Origin of the sequence: Chitinophaga jiangningensis, from assembly GCF_900142605.1 — a bacterium.
In the GTDB taxonomy this organism is placed as follows: Bacteria; Bacteroidota; Bacteroidia; order Chitinophagales; family Chitinophagaceae; genus Chitinophaga; species Chitinophaga jiangningensis.
The window spans coordinates 18,866-35,227 of sequence record NZ_FRBL01000009.1 but is presented as its reverse complement, the minus strand read 5'-3'; the positions used below and the strand labels follow the sequence as shown (position 1 = coordinate 35,227).

At 46.6% G+C, this 16,362-nt stretch carries 12 protein-coding genes and 1 tRNA gene; 8 read left to right on the top strand and 5 right to left on the bottom strand.

Annotated elements, in window-relative coordinates; all coding sequences use genetic code 11:
• Nucleotides 1-14 precede the first annotated feature (14 nt).
• From BUB18_RS22525 to BUB18_RS22510, 4 genes are read left to right on the top strand one after another with little or no spacing between them, the layout of a single operon-like run.
• A complete protein-coding gene (locus tag BUB18_RS22525) occupies nucleotides 15-3,536 on the top strand; it encodes a hypothetical protein (protein ID WP_073085408.1) in 3,522 nt (1,173 codons plus the stop codon).
• A gap of 10 nt (nucleotides 3,537-3,546) precedes the next feature.
• Nucleotides 3,547-4,995 carry a contractile injection system tape measure protein gene (locus BUB18_RS22520; protein ID WP_073085406.1) on the top strand — a complete coding sequence of 483 codons (1,449 nt, stop codon included), beginning with the start codon at nucleotides 3,547-3,549 and terminating at the stop codon, nucleotides 4,993-4,995.
• A 15-nt stretch (nucleotides 4,996-5,010) separates the two neighbouring features.
• Nucleotides 5,011-6,393 (top strand): ATP-binding protein, encoded by a 1,383-nt coding sequence (locus BUB18_RS22515; protein ID WP_073085404.1) that lies wholly within the window; start codon nucleotides 5,011-5,013, stop codon nucleotides 6,391-6,393.
• Between the two features lie 11 nt (nucleotides 6,394-6,404).
• The gene (locus tag BUB18_RS22510; RefSeq protein WP_073085402.1) at nucleotides 6,405-9,041 is read left to right on the top strand and encodes an eCIS core domain-containing protein; all 2,637 of its coding nucleotides are present in this window, start codon (nucleotides 6,405-6,407) and stop codon (nucleotides 9,039-9,041) included.
• Here the strand turns inward: BUB18_RS22510 and BUB18_RS22505 are convergent.
• From BUB18_RS22505 to BUB18_RS22495, 3 genes are all read right to left on the bottom strand, one after another.
• Nucleotides 9,038-9,847 carry a universal stress protein gene (locus BUB18_RS22505; protein WP_143160060.1) on the bottom strand — a complete coding sequence of 270 codons (810 nt, stop codon included), beginning with the start codon at nucleotides 9,845-9,847 and terminating at the stop codon, nucleotides 9,038-9,040. The genes BUB18_RS22510 and BUB18_RS22505 overlap by 4 nt on opposite strands.
• A gap of 89 nt (nucleotides 9,848-9,936) precedes the next feature.
• Nucleotides 9,937-11,010: an AOC03_06830 family ribosome hibernation factor gene (locus BUB18_RS22500; protein WP_073085397.1), complete on the bottom strand. Its 1,074-nt coding sequence runs from the start codon at nucleotides 11,008-11,010 to the stop codon at nucleotides 9,937-9,939.
• A gap of 91 nt (nucleotides 11,011-11,101) precedes the next feature.
• A complete protein-coding gene (locus tag BUB18_RS22495) occupies nucleotides 11,102-11,713 on the bottom strand; it encodes a TetR/AcrR family transcriptional regulator (RefSeq protein ID WP_073085395.1) in 612 nt (203 codons plus the stop codon).
• A gap of 168 nt (nucleotides 11,714-11,881) precedes the next feature.
• On the opposite strand from BUB18_RS22495, the gene BUB18_RS22490 reads away from it, so the two are divergent.
• From BUB18_RS22490 to BUB18_RS22475, 4 genes are all read left to right on the top strand, one after another.
• Nucleotides 11,882-12,286: a carbohydrate-binding protein gene (locus tag BUB18_RS22490; RefSeq protein WP_083550606.1), complete on the top strand. Its 405-nt coding sequence runs from the start codon at nucleotides 11,882-11,884 to the stop codon at nucleotides 12,284-12,286.
• Between the two features lie 110 nt (nucleotides 12,287-12,396).
• A complete protein-coding gene (locus tag BUB18_RS22485) occupies nucleotides 12,397-12,894 on the top strand; it encodes a DinB family protein (protein ID WP_178372182.1) in 498 nt (165 codons plus the stop codon).
• Between the two features lie 118 nt (nucleotides 12,895-13,012).
• A tRNA-Leu gene (locus BUB18_RS22480) sits at nucleotides 13,013-13,096 on the top strand.
• 356 nt (nucleotides 13,097-13,452) lie between these two features.
• Entirely contained in the window at nucleotides 13,453-13,761 is a 309-nt protein-coding gene (locus BUB18_RS22475) for an RNA recognition motif domain-containing protein (protein WP_073085389.1), read from the top strand.
• A gap of 283 nt (nucleotides 13,762-14,044) precedes the next feature.
• Here the strand turns inward: BUB18_RS22475 and BUB18_RS22470 are convergent, their stop codons facing one another.
• A complete protein-coding gene (locus BUB18_RS22470; protein WP_073085387.1) occupies nucleotides 14,045-14,635 on the bottom strand; it encodes a TetR/AcrR family transcriptional regulator in 591 nt (196 codons plus the stop codon).
• Nucleotides 14,626-16,191 carry an ABC-F family ATP-binding cassette domain-containing protein gene (locus tag BUB18_RS22465; protein WP_245805723.1) on the bottom strand — a complete coding sequence of 522 codons (1,566 nt, stop codon included), beginning with the start codon at nucleotides 16,189-16,191 and terminating at the stop codon, nucleotides 14,626-14,628. Before BUB18_RS22465 ends, BUB18_RS22470 begins: the two co-directional genes overlap by 10 nt.
• Nucleotides 16,192-16,362 lie beyond the last annotated feature (171 nt).

The window sequence follows — 16,362 nt, the reverse complement described above, 5'->3', positions numbered from 1 at the left end:
TAAATCAGGACCCCATGGATGCTCCAGTTTCATTAATAAAAGCAAACCCGCTCCAGCCCGCTGAAGATTATGTAAACCTTCGCCGGCAGGGTATTAAACATATTGAAGAGCTGTCCAGTGATATCTGGACAGATTACAATTTCTCTGATCCCGGCATCACTATCCTGGAAGCGGTATGCTATGCCATCACCGACCTGGCCTATCGTAATGGCTTTGATATGGCCGATCTGCTTGCGCCGGAACAACTGAGTGATGATACCTGGAAAAATATTTTTTATACGGCAAGAGAAATCCTCCACAATGCACCACTTACGATCGATGATTACCGCAAATTTATCATCGACGTAAAAGGAGTACGGAATGCATGGATCGAGCCGGCAAAAGAATATGAAGTGCCGGTGTGGGTAGATTACAATGCCGTATCACTGGAAGATCACGACTGTGGCTGCAGCGAAGATGGTTCGGGTGCAAAACTCTGTTACGGTAAGCTGGGAACCATTCAGCAGAGTAATGATCAGATTAAGGAAAACCGTAAAAAAGCCGCTGCCGCATTGAATGAGCGCAATGCAGCTATCATGAAGGATAGCCAGGCACAGGAGGAGCTGATCACAAAAAATACGGCACTGTTACAAAATCCGGATATTGATCCTTATACTAAGGCTACGCTGGAAGCTGAAATTGAGAAGGCACGAACAAAAATCGAAAAGAACAAGGGAGTGATGGGCCTGATCAAAACAGCGCTCGAGTTCCTGTATGTCGATAAACCCGTGGTGCCACCAAAAATTGTGGAGCTGGAAGGCCTTTATAAAGTGATGATTGCCTACGAAGAAGATGTGCTGGCGGAAGATCAGCGGGAAGAAGTGCGGCAGCAGGTTATTGACCGCCTGCTTAAAAACAGGAACCTGTGTGAGGACTTCCTTTCAGTGGACGCTGTAGAATACGAAGACGTAGGGGTGCATGCCGCGATTGAGCTCGAGGAAGCCGCAGACCCTGACCAGGTGGTAGCTGACCTGTTTTTTACCATCTATAAATATTTCACGCCTTCAGTGCCCTTCTATACCATTGAACAGATGCAGGCCAAAGGCTACCTGATCGATGAAATCTTTGAAGGACCTGCATTAGAGCATGGCTTTATCGACAATAAAGACCTGGAAAAGACATCACTTTACCGTGATATCCGTTTATCCGATATCGTGAATGAAGTAGCAGACATCAAAGGAATCAAAGCCATCAACTATCTGCATATCCCTGCGGATGAATCCAACAACGGAGATGCCCGTCAATACTTCAATGAGTGGGTCACCCTCCTGGGGGCGGAACGCAAAATCGCCCGGATAAAAACGGCATTATCAGTAGTCGTTTGCTGCAAACAAAGGGAAATGTTTACCTACAACCTCGGTAAAGAAAGTGATCGTAACCCGGCCCGCATGAACAAGCTGTTTGAGGATCGTAAAAAACTCGAACGGGCATATAAGCTGCAGGGCCAGCAAGTCGATTTCAAAGTGCCGGTAGGGGAATATATGAACCTGGAAGACTATTACCCAATTACCTATTCGCTGCCGATGTATTATGGTGTGAGTGACCGGGCAGGACTGCCGTCAGATGCAGATCAGCAAAGACAGGTACAGGCATTGCAACTCCGGGGATACCTGCTCTTTTTTGAACAGCTGCTGAAAGAACACCTGGTGCAACTCAATCACCTGCGCGACCTCTATTCCTTTGATGATGAGATTCCGCATACTTATTTCACCGGCGTGGTGAATGAGCTGGAAAAGTTGTCGGAACTCCTGATGAATCCAAAAAATCTGCCCGCAGACCAGCCGGATGCGATTGTAGCGGATTTCGCCAATGTATTGCAGGAAATAACCGAGTCAAAAGAAACTTTCCTCGAACGCCGTAATATATTCCTGAACCACCTGCTGGCAAGGTTTGCCGAAGATATGAGTGAATATGAAACCATCAATGGATGGATCGCCCCGGAAAACCTGGCTGAACGAATGATGCATGATAAAAGCCGTGTGCTGAAAAACAAGGAATATATCAAAATCAGCAGCAATAGGGGTAAAGGGTACAACTACACGAAACAGGAAATCTGGGATACGCGTAATGTGAGTGGTGCAGAAAGAAGGGTAGGTCGCCTGCTGGGATTTAATAAGATTTCCCGCCGGTCGCTTACGCCGGAGTCATTGGTAGTAGAGGCTTCCATGATTGTGGATGAAAAAACCAAACTGCAGACCTGGGAAGTAAACAAACGCAATCAGCACCTGAATATTATTAAACTAATTGATAAGGAAAATAACAATAAAGTATTGCTAACCAGTGTGAAAGTAGTGGATGGTTGCTGTACAGATTTATTACTGGGAGATATCATCGCCAATGCTGATATACGACTGCATTACCAGTTTCATGATGAGCTGAAACAGCGTAGCCGTAAGATCGCGGGGCAGCTGGGGTCATTCTGGTTTGAGTTATATGATGGCCCCGATTTTAATAATGCGGTACTGCTTGCCACCAGTGAGCGCTTCGATACCAAGGAAGAACGTGAAAAAGCATTTCAGCGAATTCTTACGCTCATCGCGCAGGTAAATGATAACGAAGGCATGCACGTGGTGGAACATATTCTGCTGCGGCCGCGACTGGACATCCTCATGGATGAAAGCGACCCGCCACGCCAGGACGATGCCAGTCTGCTGGATATCTGCCTCGACCCTTGTGACCTCGGTATAGGCTTGGGAGAAAATACCGAAGACCCTGACTACTGGAAAAAAGTATCCAGGATACCCGCGGACAAATGCTATGACAAGATGCCATGGATTCTTGAGTACTTCCGCAACCGGCTCAACAAAACAACCAATGTGATGGAGCCACTTTCCGTGTTGTTCCAGGATACCTACCCTGATGGCAAGCTTCCAAAAATGCTGAAATTCCGTTCATATCCATTGATGGCGCAGCGTATTCAGGACCTGCAGGAATTTGGGTCAGAGCGGATAAACTATGTTATTGAGGACAATGGGAAGGATGCTTCTACTGGTATCAAATACCGCTTTACCATTTACAATAACAAGAAAAAAGTACTTGCACGCAGCGCGTTCCTCTATAATAAGAAAACGCAGTTGCAGGAACAGCAGGGAACCCGGATCGATGATGATATTGAAGAGGAAATCAAAGGCCTGATTATTTATTTTGCTTACCTGATGGACTGGTACTGTAAGGCGAACCCTTGTGATAATAACGAAGATCCTTATTCATTCAGGGCAACCGTGATCCTACCGTGCTGGCCTAAACGATTCCGTAGCGAAACCTATCGCAACTTCGTGGAAAAGACTATACAGACGGAGTTTCCGGCGCATATAGTCCCAAGGATAGAGTGGGTGGGCATCAGCCAGATGCAACAATTTGAAAAGGTTTACCAGGGATGGCTGCTGGAAATAGCACAGACAGAAATGCCTGGTTATGAAAAGATGGATCCACTGGTGGATACCCTGAATCATATTGTTCCATGTGGCTCCTGTGAAGAGGATTGCAGTAATGATTAATTAATTTTATATGCCCCGACACCTGATCAATAAACTGGAATTTGAGTTAGCCTGCAACGATGAAATGCTGGCGCTGAACCTGCGCCATAATTTCTCAGCAACGCTGCAGGAACAGGTGACGGAGGTAATCGATAGGGTATGCTCCAAATATGCGGGCGATGGCGTATATCTCCGAATTGATAAGCTGGAGCTGGATTTGGGCAGCATGACGCCTTACGGCTTCCGGGAAGATTTTGAAAAGGTACTGGAATATAAGCTGGAAGAGGCCCTGCGGGAACGTGCAACAGTTATTGCCTTTGGTGATAAAAAGACGCAGGGATTTTATTATGATACTTCTCCCTTGGCTTTATTGCAGTACTTTCTTATCCACGGCAGATTGCCATGGTTTGCTGCCGGGGAAATCAGTAGTACAGCTGCGTTGATGCAGCAGGTGCTACGGGATTATCCACAGGATATTCGGCAATGGCTCACGAATGGCACAGTGCCGGTGCAGGTCTGGTGGCGCCTGGGATGGCAAATGCCCCCGGCATTACAGGAGGAGCTGATTGCTTTGCTCCCGCTGCCTGGTGAGTTGCTGGCAGCCACGAAGGCCATATTGCAAAGCGCAGTACTACATCTCCCGGAAAACATAAAAACCAAAGCCAGCGAGTGGGTGGAATTACAAAATTCACAACTGCACAAACTGGTATTGATAAATATTCCTTTGTCAGGGAAACAAACACAAAGTGCGCTGGTTGAAAAAATCTTTCAGCAACTATTAGCTACTGCAGGAGAGGGGGTGTCCCCAACAATTGAGCAGCAGGTTGTAGCTGAATTACAAATTGCAGCAGCTGTGGTGTCTACTGGTCAGTTTCAGGGAGATGAAACCGCAGCTGCCGGCAATGAGGCGAAGGACCTGCCTTATGAAGAGCTGTTGGAGCAGTTGCCCACCAGTGATACGGCCGACGCGGAAGCGGAAAAAATACTCGTGACTAAAGCGGGGCTGGTTTTACTATCTCCCTTTATTCCTCAACTTTTTAAAATCCTCAATTATTGGGATACAGAAAAAAAGGAATGGGTGAGCAATGCTGCCCGTTTTAAGGCTTTATATATCCTGCATTACCTGGCAACGGAAGAGGTTACAGTGCCGGAGCATGCGTTGTCGCTGGAAAAAGTGATATGCGGACTCCCGCTGGCAGCGCCGGTTCCAACCGATGTAACCATAGAGGATTCTGAAAAACAGGAGGCGGACGAACTGCTGAAGGCAGTTATCGGCCACTGGCCCATGTTAAAAAATACAACCATCGCAGGACTCCGTGGCAGCTACCTGCTTCGTGAAGGATTGCTGGCCTGGAAAGAGGAAGGCTGGCAGTTGCAGGTAGAGCGTAAAACGCTGGATGTATTGCTGGATGGAGTGCCATGGGGGTATAATACCCTGACATTCCCCTGGAATAAATACCTGATAATGGTGGAATGGTAAAAGTTTACAACGATCATGAACGAACAAAACGAAATAGTACGCATTACAGAAAATGCAGCATGCCTGACCAGGGAAATTAACTGGTTCATGCAGGTAGTGAATGCCCGTATGAACGAACATTTCGGGCAGCAGGACGGAGCAGGCAGCAACGGGCAACCACTGCCGGATGCCGCCAGTATCCCTCCACCGGACCTGAGCAACGATCATTCTGTGTATGCGACCTTCGCCAATTATTATAAGTTGACCCGCGAAGAACGATTGCTACTGGTCCTTACCATCATTCCGCATGTGGAACCACAACTGCTGGATGTTTTTTTTACCGTGAATAAAACACTCGGACGTGGATTTACCGAATTTGGCGGTGTGAAGGGAACCCGCCACAGTGGCTTCATCCCTACAATAGAAACCGCACTGTTTATGATCGCAGGTACTGACCTTGCCATGCGTTTTATGTTATCCGGATTCTTTGAAACAGAACATATCTTTTCAGCACACAACATTATCAGCATTGAAGGAAGCAGTGGAGAACCGTTTAACAGTAGTACGCTGACTTTGTCCAATGAATACGTGGACTTCTTTACAGTTGGCAACCTGCGTAAACCGCAGTTCAGTACAGAGTTTCCGGCTAGAAGGATTACCACCAATATGAACTGGGAAGACCTCGTGGTAGACGAATATACTGCCCGGCAACTGGATGAACTCAGAATATGGTTGCAGCATGGCCAAACGCTGTATCGCGATTGGGGTATGAGTAAAACTATCAAACCAGGGTATAAGGCGTTGTTTCATGGCCCTCCGGGTACAGGCAAAACTTTGACAGCGGCGCTGCTGGGTAAAATGTATGATCTCGATGTATACCGCGTGGACCTGTCCATGGTGGTTTCTAAATATATTGGCGAAACAGAAAAGAACCTGGAAAAGGTGTTTTCACGGGCGGAAAACAAAAACTGGATTTTGTTTTTTGATGAAGCGGATTCGCTGTTTGGCAAGCGCACAAACGTTTCAGATTCCCATGACCGCTACGCAAACCAGGAAATATCTTACCTGTTACAGCGCCTGGAAGAATATCCCGGGCTGGTGATCCTCGCTTCCAACATGCGGAACAATGTGGACGAGGCTTTTGTAAGGCGTTTACAGTCAATTATTCATTTTCCGAAACCTCAGCCGAAGGAGAGGCTGCGGTTATGGAACGGCGCTTTCAGTAAGGTGTCGCTACCACCAACCACCAGTGCTATGGAAAAGATCGCGCAGCAATATGAGTTATCCGGAGGTGCAATTATCAACGTAGTGCAATACGCGTCGCTGATGGCGCTTAACCGGAATGGGAATGAAATTACGGCGGAAGACCTGGTGGCTGGCATTCGAAAGGAATTCCGAAAAGAAGGTAAAACCATATAAATTTTCTTTTTATGGCCGAACATACCACAGCTGTGGCCGATACTGAGGTGGTGCCTGCAGCGCAGGCTGTTGCAGCCGATTTCAGCAACACGGCTGAAATGAATCATGACGTGCCGAAACCCTCGTGGTTACCGGTGCAGTTCAAGCTTAGTCTGGGTGCCGTAGATGATCCACAGGAGGTCGAAGCAGATGAAATGGCGGATAAGGTGATGCGCATGCCTGCTTCACCTGCGGCTATTCATGCAAGTCCGGTATCGGTACAACGGAAATGTGCTGCCTGTGAGCAGGAAGAAGCGGAGGTACAGCGAAAGGCAGATAGCGGTATGGTCATTCGTCGTTGTGCAGCTTGTGATGCCGCTGATAAAGAAGAGAAGGTGCAGCGTAAGACGGATGAGGAAGAGGGGGAAGTACAACGTAAGGCAGAGGAGGAAGAGGGGGAAGTACAAATGAAAGCAGATAACAGCGCGGTGATACGTCGCTGTGCTGCGTGTGATGCTGCAGATAAAGAAGAAAAAATTCAACCCAGATCGTTGGCTGGTACCATCCGCAGGAGTAATGATGGAGTGAGAGGTAGCCAGGTAAGTTCATCTGTAAGTGATAGTATTGCGGCTACAAGAGGGGGCGGCAGTGCTATGTCGGCAGATACGAGAGATTTTATGGAAAGTCGCTTTGGTAGTGACTTTTCCGGAGTACGTATTCATGACGGTGGTTATGCTGCGAACTTATCCAATGAGTTGAATGCGCAGGCATTCACCATTGGGAATGATATTTATTTTAACGCGGGGAAGTATAGCCCGGAAACCTCTTCGGGAAAGCATCTGCTGGCGCATGAGTTGACCCACACCTTACAGCAGGGCGGCGGAGGGAAGAGCATTGAGCGAAAACCTATATCCGATAACGTTATTCGGCGTGTACCGCAGTATTATACGCCACAGGATATCGGCACTTCCCGCACGGTGGATTTGCCCGTAGAGCGGCGGGGGAATGTGAGTGTAACGCCAAGGGTTACACGACAGCTGGCGCAGTGTGAATGTCGCAGAACCAGTGACTCTCAGCGAACCGGCTGGTTTATGAACCCGGACCTGAATAACTTTGTCATTGCCTTTTCTTACTGCCGCAATGATTTTCGTGCAGATATGTATGCGCAGCTGGAGAGCGAGGCGAATGAGTGGCTCAATGGCCGGGGTGAGCCGGAGGGAAGACTTACTGTTGGAACTGACTTTACTTTTGGAATTGGGAATACCGTTTCAAGGATTACCTTATCAGGTATATTAGGTAATGATGGAAGTGGTACGGGGCCTGGTTCCATTCCTTCCGGTCATGGAGGAGGAGGCGTGGATCTGGGATTAAATCTGGGACTGGGAGCTATTCGCGGGCAGGACGTGCGGTTGTTGCTGGGAGGTAATTACATGAACTGGCCGAATATTCCAGGGTTGGCAAATCCGCATGAATGGGGATTGAGGGGTGGATTGGGAATTGGCCCATGGTCGTTATCGTTTAGCACTACACGTATTGGTGATCAGGATCAAACCTACATGTTCAACTTTGGCTACCGCAGGGAAACACCGCCAGAGCGGCCCCGCTGCGAAAGGAGGGCCTGTATATGTCCGCCTCCCAGGAGAATCTATACCTGCGAAAACCTGGAACAGGAAGATGATACCCCTGCTCCTGATCCGGTGGCTTTACCTGACCAGGAAATACAACACTATTTCGAATACAATTCTACCAATGAACCAACTACCGAACCGGAACTGGTGTCTGCTAACCGGGACAACCTGGCGGAGGTGGTGCGACAGGTGGGGGCAGGATCAACGATCATCAGTATACGTGGTTATGCCTCACCGGAGGGTGGTGAAAGATCGGTGAACCAATCGCTTGCATTGGACCGTGGGGTTGCCTGGCGGAATATGATCCGTGCGCAGGTGCCGGCAGGTACAGGCTTACCGATTGACGTGGGAAGAGGGGAACTACTTGGTTCAGCGCCACCGCCGGAGGTGGGGAGCCACCTGGTGGACCTGATCCGGTCACATGGATTTGAATCCGCCGCACAGGTAACGCGGCAGCTTACAGGAGCAGAGTATTCGAGTACGGATCTTACAAGGGAGTTTCTGGCGCTTTTCAGGGAAATAACTGATCGTGGGCAGCGACTGGCGTTATTTGGTTTAATGGAGGAGTCGCCTTTGGCGAACCGCGTAATTACTGCCGTAGATCAATATGTGGCCAACAACGGCCGGGGAACGAGACCCTGGGATCGCATCTTCCAGCTGTTTCGCATGGCAACAGTGAAGCTACGGCCACCAATGCCGGCGAGAGGACCAGCTACACCACATGATGCAGTAACAGTACCCATTACCGGTTCAGAATGTGACAGGAGGCAGGCTTTGGCCGAGCGCAGAAATCTGTTTGGACCGCCTACACGGGTACGTCGTAATTCTTCCGATGTGATGGCGGAGTGTGACAGGGTTTCGCTGGGAGGAGCGCCTACGCCGGGTTGCAACTATTCAACCACCGGAGGGGCAGAAGTGGCCAGGGATCCGGAGGAGGCATTGCCAGCGCCTGACATCGCACCGGTACCAATAGGAACGCAGCCGGCACCGCAGCAACAACCGCAGGGGCCGCCACCAACGCCGCCTTTACAGCGACCTTAGCTGATAACCATCAGCGGGACCTTAGTTTTGTAAGCCAGCTGTTTGGTGATACTTTTATGGAAGAGGTCCTGCAGAAAGCCATATTTGCCAGGCAATGCCAGCAACAGGTCTGCGTTGTTAGCGTCTGCAAATGCGAGAATATCTTTGGCGGTATCGTTGTGTTTTACGGTATGGTAAGAGATATCGTTGATGTGTAATAACTTCTGGATGTCTTGTTTTGCCGCGTTGAGATGTTGTTCTTCTCCGATGTACAGCACGTCAAGATGAGCGTTTACTTTGGCGGTAAAGTCCTCAATAGCGTTGCTTTGGCGACTCAGCAGCGGCTGACGGCGGTTATAGGCAAACACTACATTTTTCAATGGCGTATAACTTGCTGTTTCCGGAACGATGATGATGGGGACATTAATTTTTTCTGTGGCGGCAAGCGTATTGCTGCCGATGAATGCTTTTTGAATGCCGCTTTTACCCGTGATGCCCATGATCACCAGGTTAATACTCCTTACATCGATAATCTCCTGCATGCCTTCTGTGAGGGGCAGTTCATCTGCCTCGCAGCTAACGGTGGTGGTGGCCGGAGTGAGTGCGGCAAACTGGTCTCTGATTTTAGAGAGCTCTTCAAAAATACGTTTACGGAAGGCGGGTCTGTCTTCCGGAAGAATGGGCATGGGTACTCCCGACAGGTGCAGGATGCTGTAAGAATGATATAGAATTATTTCTGCCTTAGTATGCTGTGAAGTAAGCTGGATGGCATATTTCACGGCATTTATAGACGTTTCGGAAAAATCTGTAGGGACGAGTATTTTCATAAAATAAGCATGGATTTCAGAAATAGTCAGCGCCTGCAGTGTGAATTGCAGGCGCTGAGGGGTCACAACAGATGAAACGATTTGCAGTTTTAATATCTGGTAACCAGGGCTATTCCCTGATAATCATTTAGCAGGCCTTCGTCTACAAAGATAACCTTTCCGCTTTTCTGAAGTACAGTCTCTACGATAGGGAGTAGTACGTCGTAGGAGAGGTCCTTGTTATCATTTTCATCCGGGTGGAGGGTAATACTGCCATCATGGATGGTACCCGGGCGGAAGAAATTGCTTTCCACGTATAAGGTATCCGCGCTACCGTCAACGGCTGCACGATAAATATCGGACAGGTCGGTGAGCAGGCGTTGCTGGGACTGAGCCACATTAATGGCTTCCCTGGCATCTTCCTGTTTTTTAGCCTGTAATTCCTTGAGCACGGGGCTTACGATTCGGGGGATTTCATGATCCACTGTATCATCATAGCCGCCGTGGATGGTGCCAGTTACGATGCCTTTGATATCCATTTGGTCCTGGTAGTAGGAGAGCATTTTTACATCTCCCAGCAGGATGACCGGTAATGGATTTTCGTTGTAATATTTTTTGAAGCGTTTATCGGCCACGTTAAAGAATTCCTTGATCAGGTCATCGGTAACGGAGTCCTGCTGCAGTTTCATCGGATCGGTAGTGAAGTAGGTGGTATTTTCGAACGGAAAATCTTCGTTGTGTACTTCACGGATCAGTGAATCGTTGTCAGCTTCCAGGAGTCGGATTTTATGGCGACTTACGGTAATGGCGTAATAATGGGTGGCCTGCTGCAATGCTTTGAGCAGTGGCCTGATTTCAAATCGTTTTCCAATAATGATCCTATCGGTGGTAGGAACCGGGAGGTTATAGATTCTTCCAAAATTTTCGGAAGCATAGATAACGAGGCTATCCAGATTGTACTGATGGTTGATGCCTGTTTCCAGTTCTTTGATTTTTTCCAGGATGGGCCACACGGTGCGTTTATCATACAGGTCAAGCAGCTGTTTTTCAGCCGTGCTGACCAGGTTTTTGAGATTGATACTATCGCGCTTATTGTCCGGATGGGTACGGTGGGTAGAAACAAGGACTGTTACTGCTGGTTCTCCGCGAAGTTGACTTAATTGTAATACATCTTGTTCTTGCATAGAATTTCGCTTTTGGTGGTTTAACAAAGCTAGTGGCTGTAAAGTTCACCAAAAATGAGCAGCATCATGACACACGCTGATAATTATCATGTCATTCTGACTCCATGCTGGCAATGCCTTTTGGGGTAAGGTAGGGGTAGAATAAGCTGGTACTGATGTTAACGTAATGTTTGATTGCTTTTTTGCCTTTAAGGCCTGTTTTGATCTCGTTGTGTGCCAGCCAGAAGTCCGCATAAATATAGATTTGCGGGATCAGGTCTTTCCAGACCTGCTCGGGGATATCATTCCGGAAAATACCGAGGTTGCGGTAGGCTTTGAATATGCGGTTGAACTGGATCTCTCTTAGAGCATCCATGTTGTTGTACCGGGTTTTGATTTCCGGTACTTTCTGGATGATAGCAACGAAGTGGAGGAAAATAAAGCGGTAATGATAGGCGATATCGAAGAATGCTTCTGTGTCGTGCAGGAATTGCCGAAAGCTGGGAACGGTTACTGCCTCAGCTTTGGCCATTGCGTCGTCCATGGCGGCGGCGAGCTGGTTAAAAAGGGCCAGGATAATTTCTTCCGTGTTTTTGTAATGGTATTGGAGGTTGCCGTGACTGATATTTATTTCTTTGGCGATGTGGCGGATAGTGATGGCATCGGTGCCTTGCTCGTTATATAATTTCAGTGCTGCGGCCAGTATTTTCTCCTTTGTGGTCATGCTAAATTTTGATTAGGGCAAATGTACTATTTTTCCTTTTACTTGATTGCATGTTATTATTTTGATATATTTACCCGTAATTCGTTAATTTTATGACGTTTATTCATTAGTTTCACTCTTAACGGATGCTGTTGGTGTGAAGCGGTGCGGTTATTATCCTATATCTTTATGAGATTGATCCTGTTTTTGATTTTTGCTTTGAAGGCGTTGACTGTTTGTGGCCAGGCGGTCCCGGCAGCGCCATCTGCAAAAAAGTTTGAAACAGAGTTCAGGATGCAGAACGGTAGTTATTTAGGGTTTAGCCAGGTAAATTTAAGTTTGGGAGAGATAGGGTTTAAAGTGGAGGTAAATAAAACGTCGAAGGACAAGGGCTCCAAGCTGGAGTTCCGGATCGACAAGCCCAAAGGTAAAATCATAGGGACCCTGGAGGTACCCTATACCGGTGATACCACTTATGCATTGAAGCTGGTAGGTAATTTAAAGCACGCTGAGGGTGTGCATGATCTCTTTATTGTGGCCAAAGGGGCCTCTTCTTTCAGTATTGTTGCTTTCTCCTTTATCTGGAATTATTAGATTCCCGGAAATTTTTTTAAGATTTATTTTTTGCTGCTGACATACTGTTGTCACACCCCGCTGGCAATTTTGTATTGTTATCATTACAAACCGATTAAAACCTTAAGATTATGTCTACAGCAACTATGAACGCAACCCGTCCTATTATTACCCCTGAAGAGCTATTAAAGTACTGGCAAGGTCATCGTGGATTAACCCGTCGTGTGATAGAAGCGTTCCCTGAGAAGGACTTATTTGAGTTTTCCATTGGCGGCATGCGTCCGTTCAGTGCGTTGGCATTGGAAGTAGGGGGCATTGCTACCGGTGTGGATGGCCTGGCTTATGGCAGGTGGTCTACCTGGGAAGAGTTGGAAGCTTCGCAAAAGGATGTTAATACCAAAGAAAAGCTGCTGGCATATTGGGATTCCGTAACAGAGAAGATCAACAAGGAATGGCCGGCATTGACGGAAGCACGTTTCAATGAAGTGGAAAATTCCTGGGGTTTCTACGAAGGTCCTGTTCGTTCTATTCTGTTTTACTTTATAGACAATGAGATTCATCATCGCGGCCAGGGGTATGTATACCTGCGTGCACTGGGAATTGAGCCGCCTCATTTCTGGGAACATTAATCACTAACTGCTCAATATCAGCCACTATGAACATGGTGGCTGATATTTTATTTTAGAAAGATTTGGAGATTTGAAATGAATGTGTATCTTTGCAACCCTGAAACACAATATCAGAGTTGCCCAGATGGCGAAATTGGTAGACGCACTGTGTTCAGGTCGCAGCGCTCGCAAGGGTGTGCTGGTTCGAATCCAGTTCTGGGCACGAAAATAGGTTGTAAGTCTTTTGACTACAACCTATTTTATTTTAGGGGAGTGCCAAATTCCCGTTATATCATTCTTCCTTCCAATAATTTATGACCCCACAAAGACCCTCACTTTTGAGCGTAACTTACTCAGATATTATAACAAATTTACCTCCTGGATACATACGGGACCGGCTAAAGGAGTATATCCGTTTACGTGTTTGTTATATTGCCATAAATTAATCCTGCAATACCCAATTTATTACTCTACCTTTAGGATGGTTACAGGGGGCTTCTTCTGATGTAGTTTAGGCTGCTTGTTTCTTACTGAATTTTTGTATTTGAGTAGTATGTAATTTTAATTAAAGTTTTATTTGTGAATATTTTTGTAGGTAATATAGGTGAAAGAACAACTGAAGATGAAATCTGGTCTTTATTTGACCCATTTGGAGTTGTATATAGTATTAATGTGGCTTACGATAAGTACAGTGGCCGTTCTAAAGGCTTTGCATTTGTTGAAATGCCAGACGATTCCAATGCATTACAGGCAATTAAGGAATTGAATAATTCAGAATTTGCCGGCCAGGCAATCGTAGTATACGAGGCTCGTCCAAAACCCGAAAGACCGGAAAATAATCGTTTTTCCAGATCCGGTCCAAGACCCGGATTTAGACCCAGATATTAATAGCCGGATGTTTTAAAACGTCTGTTTTCTTTACCTGTAAAGAGAGCAACAAAGCCACGAAGTACGTGAAGTACTTTGTGGCTTTGTTGCTACTTTTTATGCGCCGGATTGCAGCGACTTTATTACTAATAATAAGGTTATATAACTATTCAGGTTGGGATATGGGAACAAGCTTGGTTGGCAGCTAAAGTGCGTGATGGTAAGTTGCTGCTAAGTGATAATATCAATTGCTCCGGGAAGTATATATGTTGACTGGCATTCGTGGAGCTGAGGGAAAGGTGCGTTATTCCTTAAACATCATTCCCATAATCACACCTTTTCTTTCCTCCATTAGTTCCTTAAACTCCTTACCATTCACCTTAAACAACTTCTTGTATATAGGCGCCATAATCAAGGGATACGATAGCAACGAAAACAGATTCATTAAAAAATGAACAGGCTTCATTGGGGGAATACTGCCTTTACCCATTTCCGTCTCAGCTTCCAGTAAGTAGGATTTTACCGGATCGGATTGGATATTGTTAATCAACCTGCTACCCAGTGTGTTGATCTCTGTAACCAGGAAGGTTTCCTGGTAAGGGAATGCGATCATGTGCCGGAGAAAAACATCTATTATGTTTTCAGTTTTATCTCTGAAAGGTTGATCCGCCGTCATGCATTCGTTGAGGCGTTGACTTAAGTCCTGCATCGCCTCCTGGAATATGGCCGCAATCAGCAGGTCCCGGGAACGGAAGTAGTAATGCAAGGCCGTTCGGTTGACACCAGCCGCATCAGCTATTTCCTGAGTAGTGGCATGCAGTTTACCTTCCGTAAAAAACATCCGTTTCGCGGTTTCTTTTATATGTTGCTCCGTGCCTGTATTTTTTAGTGGCATAATTGTATTTTATAATCGATTCCTATTTCGTCGATGAAATAATCATCATGAGAAATGACCAATAAGGTGCCGCTGTAACTTTTTACTGCCAAAGTTAGCACTTCCAGACTCAGAACATCAAGGTTGTTGGTAGGCTCGTCCAGGATCATTACCTCGGGAACCTGGTTACTTACCAGCAAGCAGCTGAGTGCTAGTTTCATCCGCTCGCCGCCACTGAGTTTGTCGCATTTTTTATCAAAGGCAGCTGGCTTGAACTGTGCATATGCTAATACCTGATGCAATTCATCCTCGTCGAGCCGGCGTTTATTAAATGCTTGTATTTGTTCGAATACAGTCAGCCTGGGATCAAGCATGGAATAGTTTTGATCCAGGTGAAAGTAGGAAAAACCGGAATTATTATAGGTGCCTTCAAAAGGTTGCAGCGCTCCCGTGATGATTTTAAGCAAGGTAGTTTTCCCGCTGCCATTCTCGCCCTGGATTTGCACTCTGTCACCGGACCTTACTTGCAAATCAAGCTTATTCCACAGCAATTTATCCGCGTACTTAAAGTTTATACCTTTCATGTCTATCAGCAAGGCGCCAGGGTGTATTTCAGGAGATCTGATATCGATTTTAAGCGTTTCGTACTCCTGTATCTGTGCTTTGGTTTCTTCAATATTATGCAGCAGCAGGGCTATCTTCTCATCATGGGCACTGAGCATTCTGGCGGTACTGCGCTCCGCTTTGTTTTTTAATCCGCCTGCGATGATTCGGGGAATAGACCCGCTCATACCCGCCGATCTCGCTTGCTGGTGTGCCCGGAGACCAGCCATATCCCCGGCTTTTTTCTCGGATTCTTTCAATGCCCTCATTTGCTCGTTTAGGCGGGACCGTAGCGCTGCTACTTTTTCCTGTTTTTTCTGCTGATAGAAATCGAAATTACCGCCAAATGTTGCTATTCCTTTTTCACTAAGCTCCAGCGTTTTGTTCATGAGGTTGAGTAATGCCCTGTCGTGACTCACGATGAGCATGGTCGATTTGCTCTCCTGAATCATCCTATAAAGCTTCATTCTGGTGTTAAGGTCCAGGTGGTTAGAGGGTTCGTCTAATAGAATGAGTTTGGGACTGTTCAGGTCCATGGCAGCAAGAAATGCTTTGGTTTTCTGTCCGCCACTAAGGCTCCCCATCAACCGGGTTTGATGAATATCTCCCAATCCCCATTTCTCCAGCAAGATTATTACTTTATGTTCAATATCCCAATCATCGTCCAGCTGCGTAAAATGTTGCACGTCAGTATCTCCTCCTAAAATTGCCTGCAATGCCGCTAATTTTTTATCTACACCTAACACCCGTGCCACCGACCAGGTATCGTACTCGCCCAGGTGCTGCGGTACATACCAGGGTTGCGCTGAATGAATGATTTCTCCGGCTGATAATTGCAGCTGCCCGGAGAGTAACCGGAGTAATGTGGACTTGCCAGCCCCGTTGATGCCAACCAGGGCTGCCTTTTCACCCTCATTTAAGATAAAATTCAGGTCCTGAAACAGCGCTTCATTATCCGGATGAACGTAACTCAACGATCTAATTATTAGGCCCACAAGCTTTCCGATTTAATTGCCAAAAGACAAAGATGCTATAAATTCTTTTTTGTTAGACAAAAATGTTAAGAAAAATCATTTTCACTGACTATTTATAACGTAATACTTTGAATAATAAATATTTAAAAATAAAATTAATTATTTATATGT

Bases quoted from the DNA above. Each gene is read 5' to 3' on its own strand.
- BUB18_RS22525 (WP_073085408.1), top strand. From the start codon at position 15: ATGGATGCTCCAGTTTCATTAATAAAAGCAAACCCGCTCCAGCCCGCT.
- BUB18_RS22520 (WP_073085406.1), top strand. From the start codon at position 3,547: ATGCCCCGACACCTGATCAATAAACTGGAATTTGAGTTAGCCTGCAAC.
- BUB18_RS22515 (WP_073085404.1), top strand. From the start codon at position 5,011: ATGAACGAACAAAACGAAATAGTACGCATTACAGAAAATGCAGCATGC.
- BUB18_RS22510 (WP_073085402.1), top strand. From the start codon at position 6,405: ATGGCCGAACATACCACAGCTGTGGCCGATACTGAGGTGGTGCCTGCA.
- BUB18_RS22505 (WP_143160060.1), bottom strand. From the start codon at position 9,847: ATGAAAATACTCGTCCCTACAGATTTTTCCGAAACGTCTATAAATGCC.
- BUB18_RS22500 (WP_073085397.1), bottom strand. From the start codon at position 11,010: ATGCAAGAACAAGATGTATTACAATTAAGTCAACTTCGCGGAGAACCA.
- BUB18_RS22495 (WP_073085395.1), bottom strand. From the start codon at position 11,713: ATGACCACAAAGGAGAAAATACTGGCCGCAGCACTGAAATTATATAAC.
- BUB18_RS22490 (WP_083550606.1), top strand. From the start codon at position 11,882: ATGAGATTGATCCTGTTTTTGATTTTTGCTTTGAAGGCGTTGACTGTT.
- BUB18_RS22485 (WP_178372182.1), top strand. From the start codon at position 12,397: ATGTCTACAGCAACTATGAACGCAACCCGTCCTATTATTACCCCTGAA.
- BUB18_RS22470 (WP_073085387.1), bottom strand. From the start codon at position 14,635: ATGCCACTAAAAAATACAGGCACGGAGCAACATATAAAAGAAACCGCG.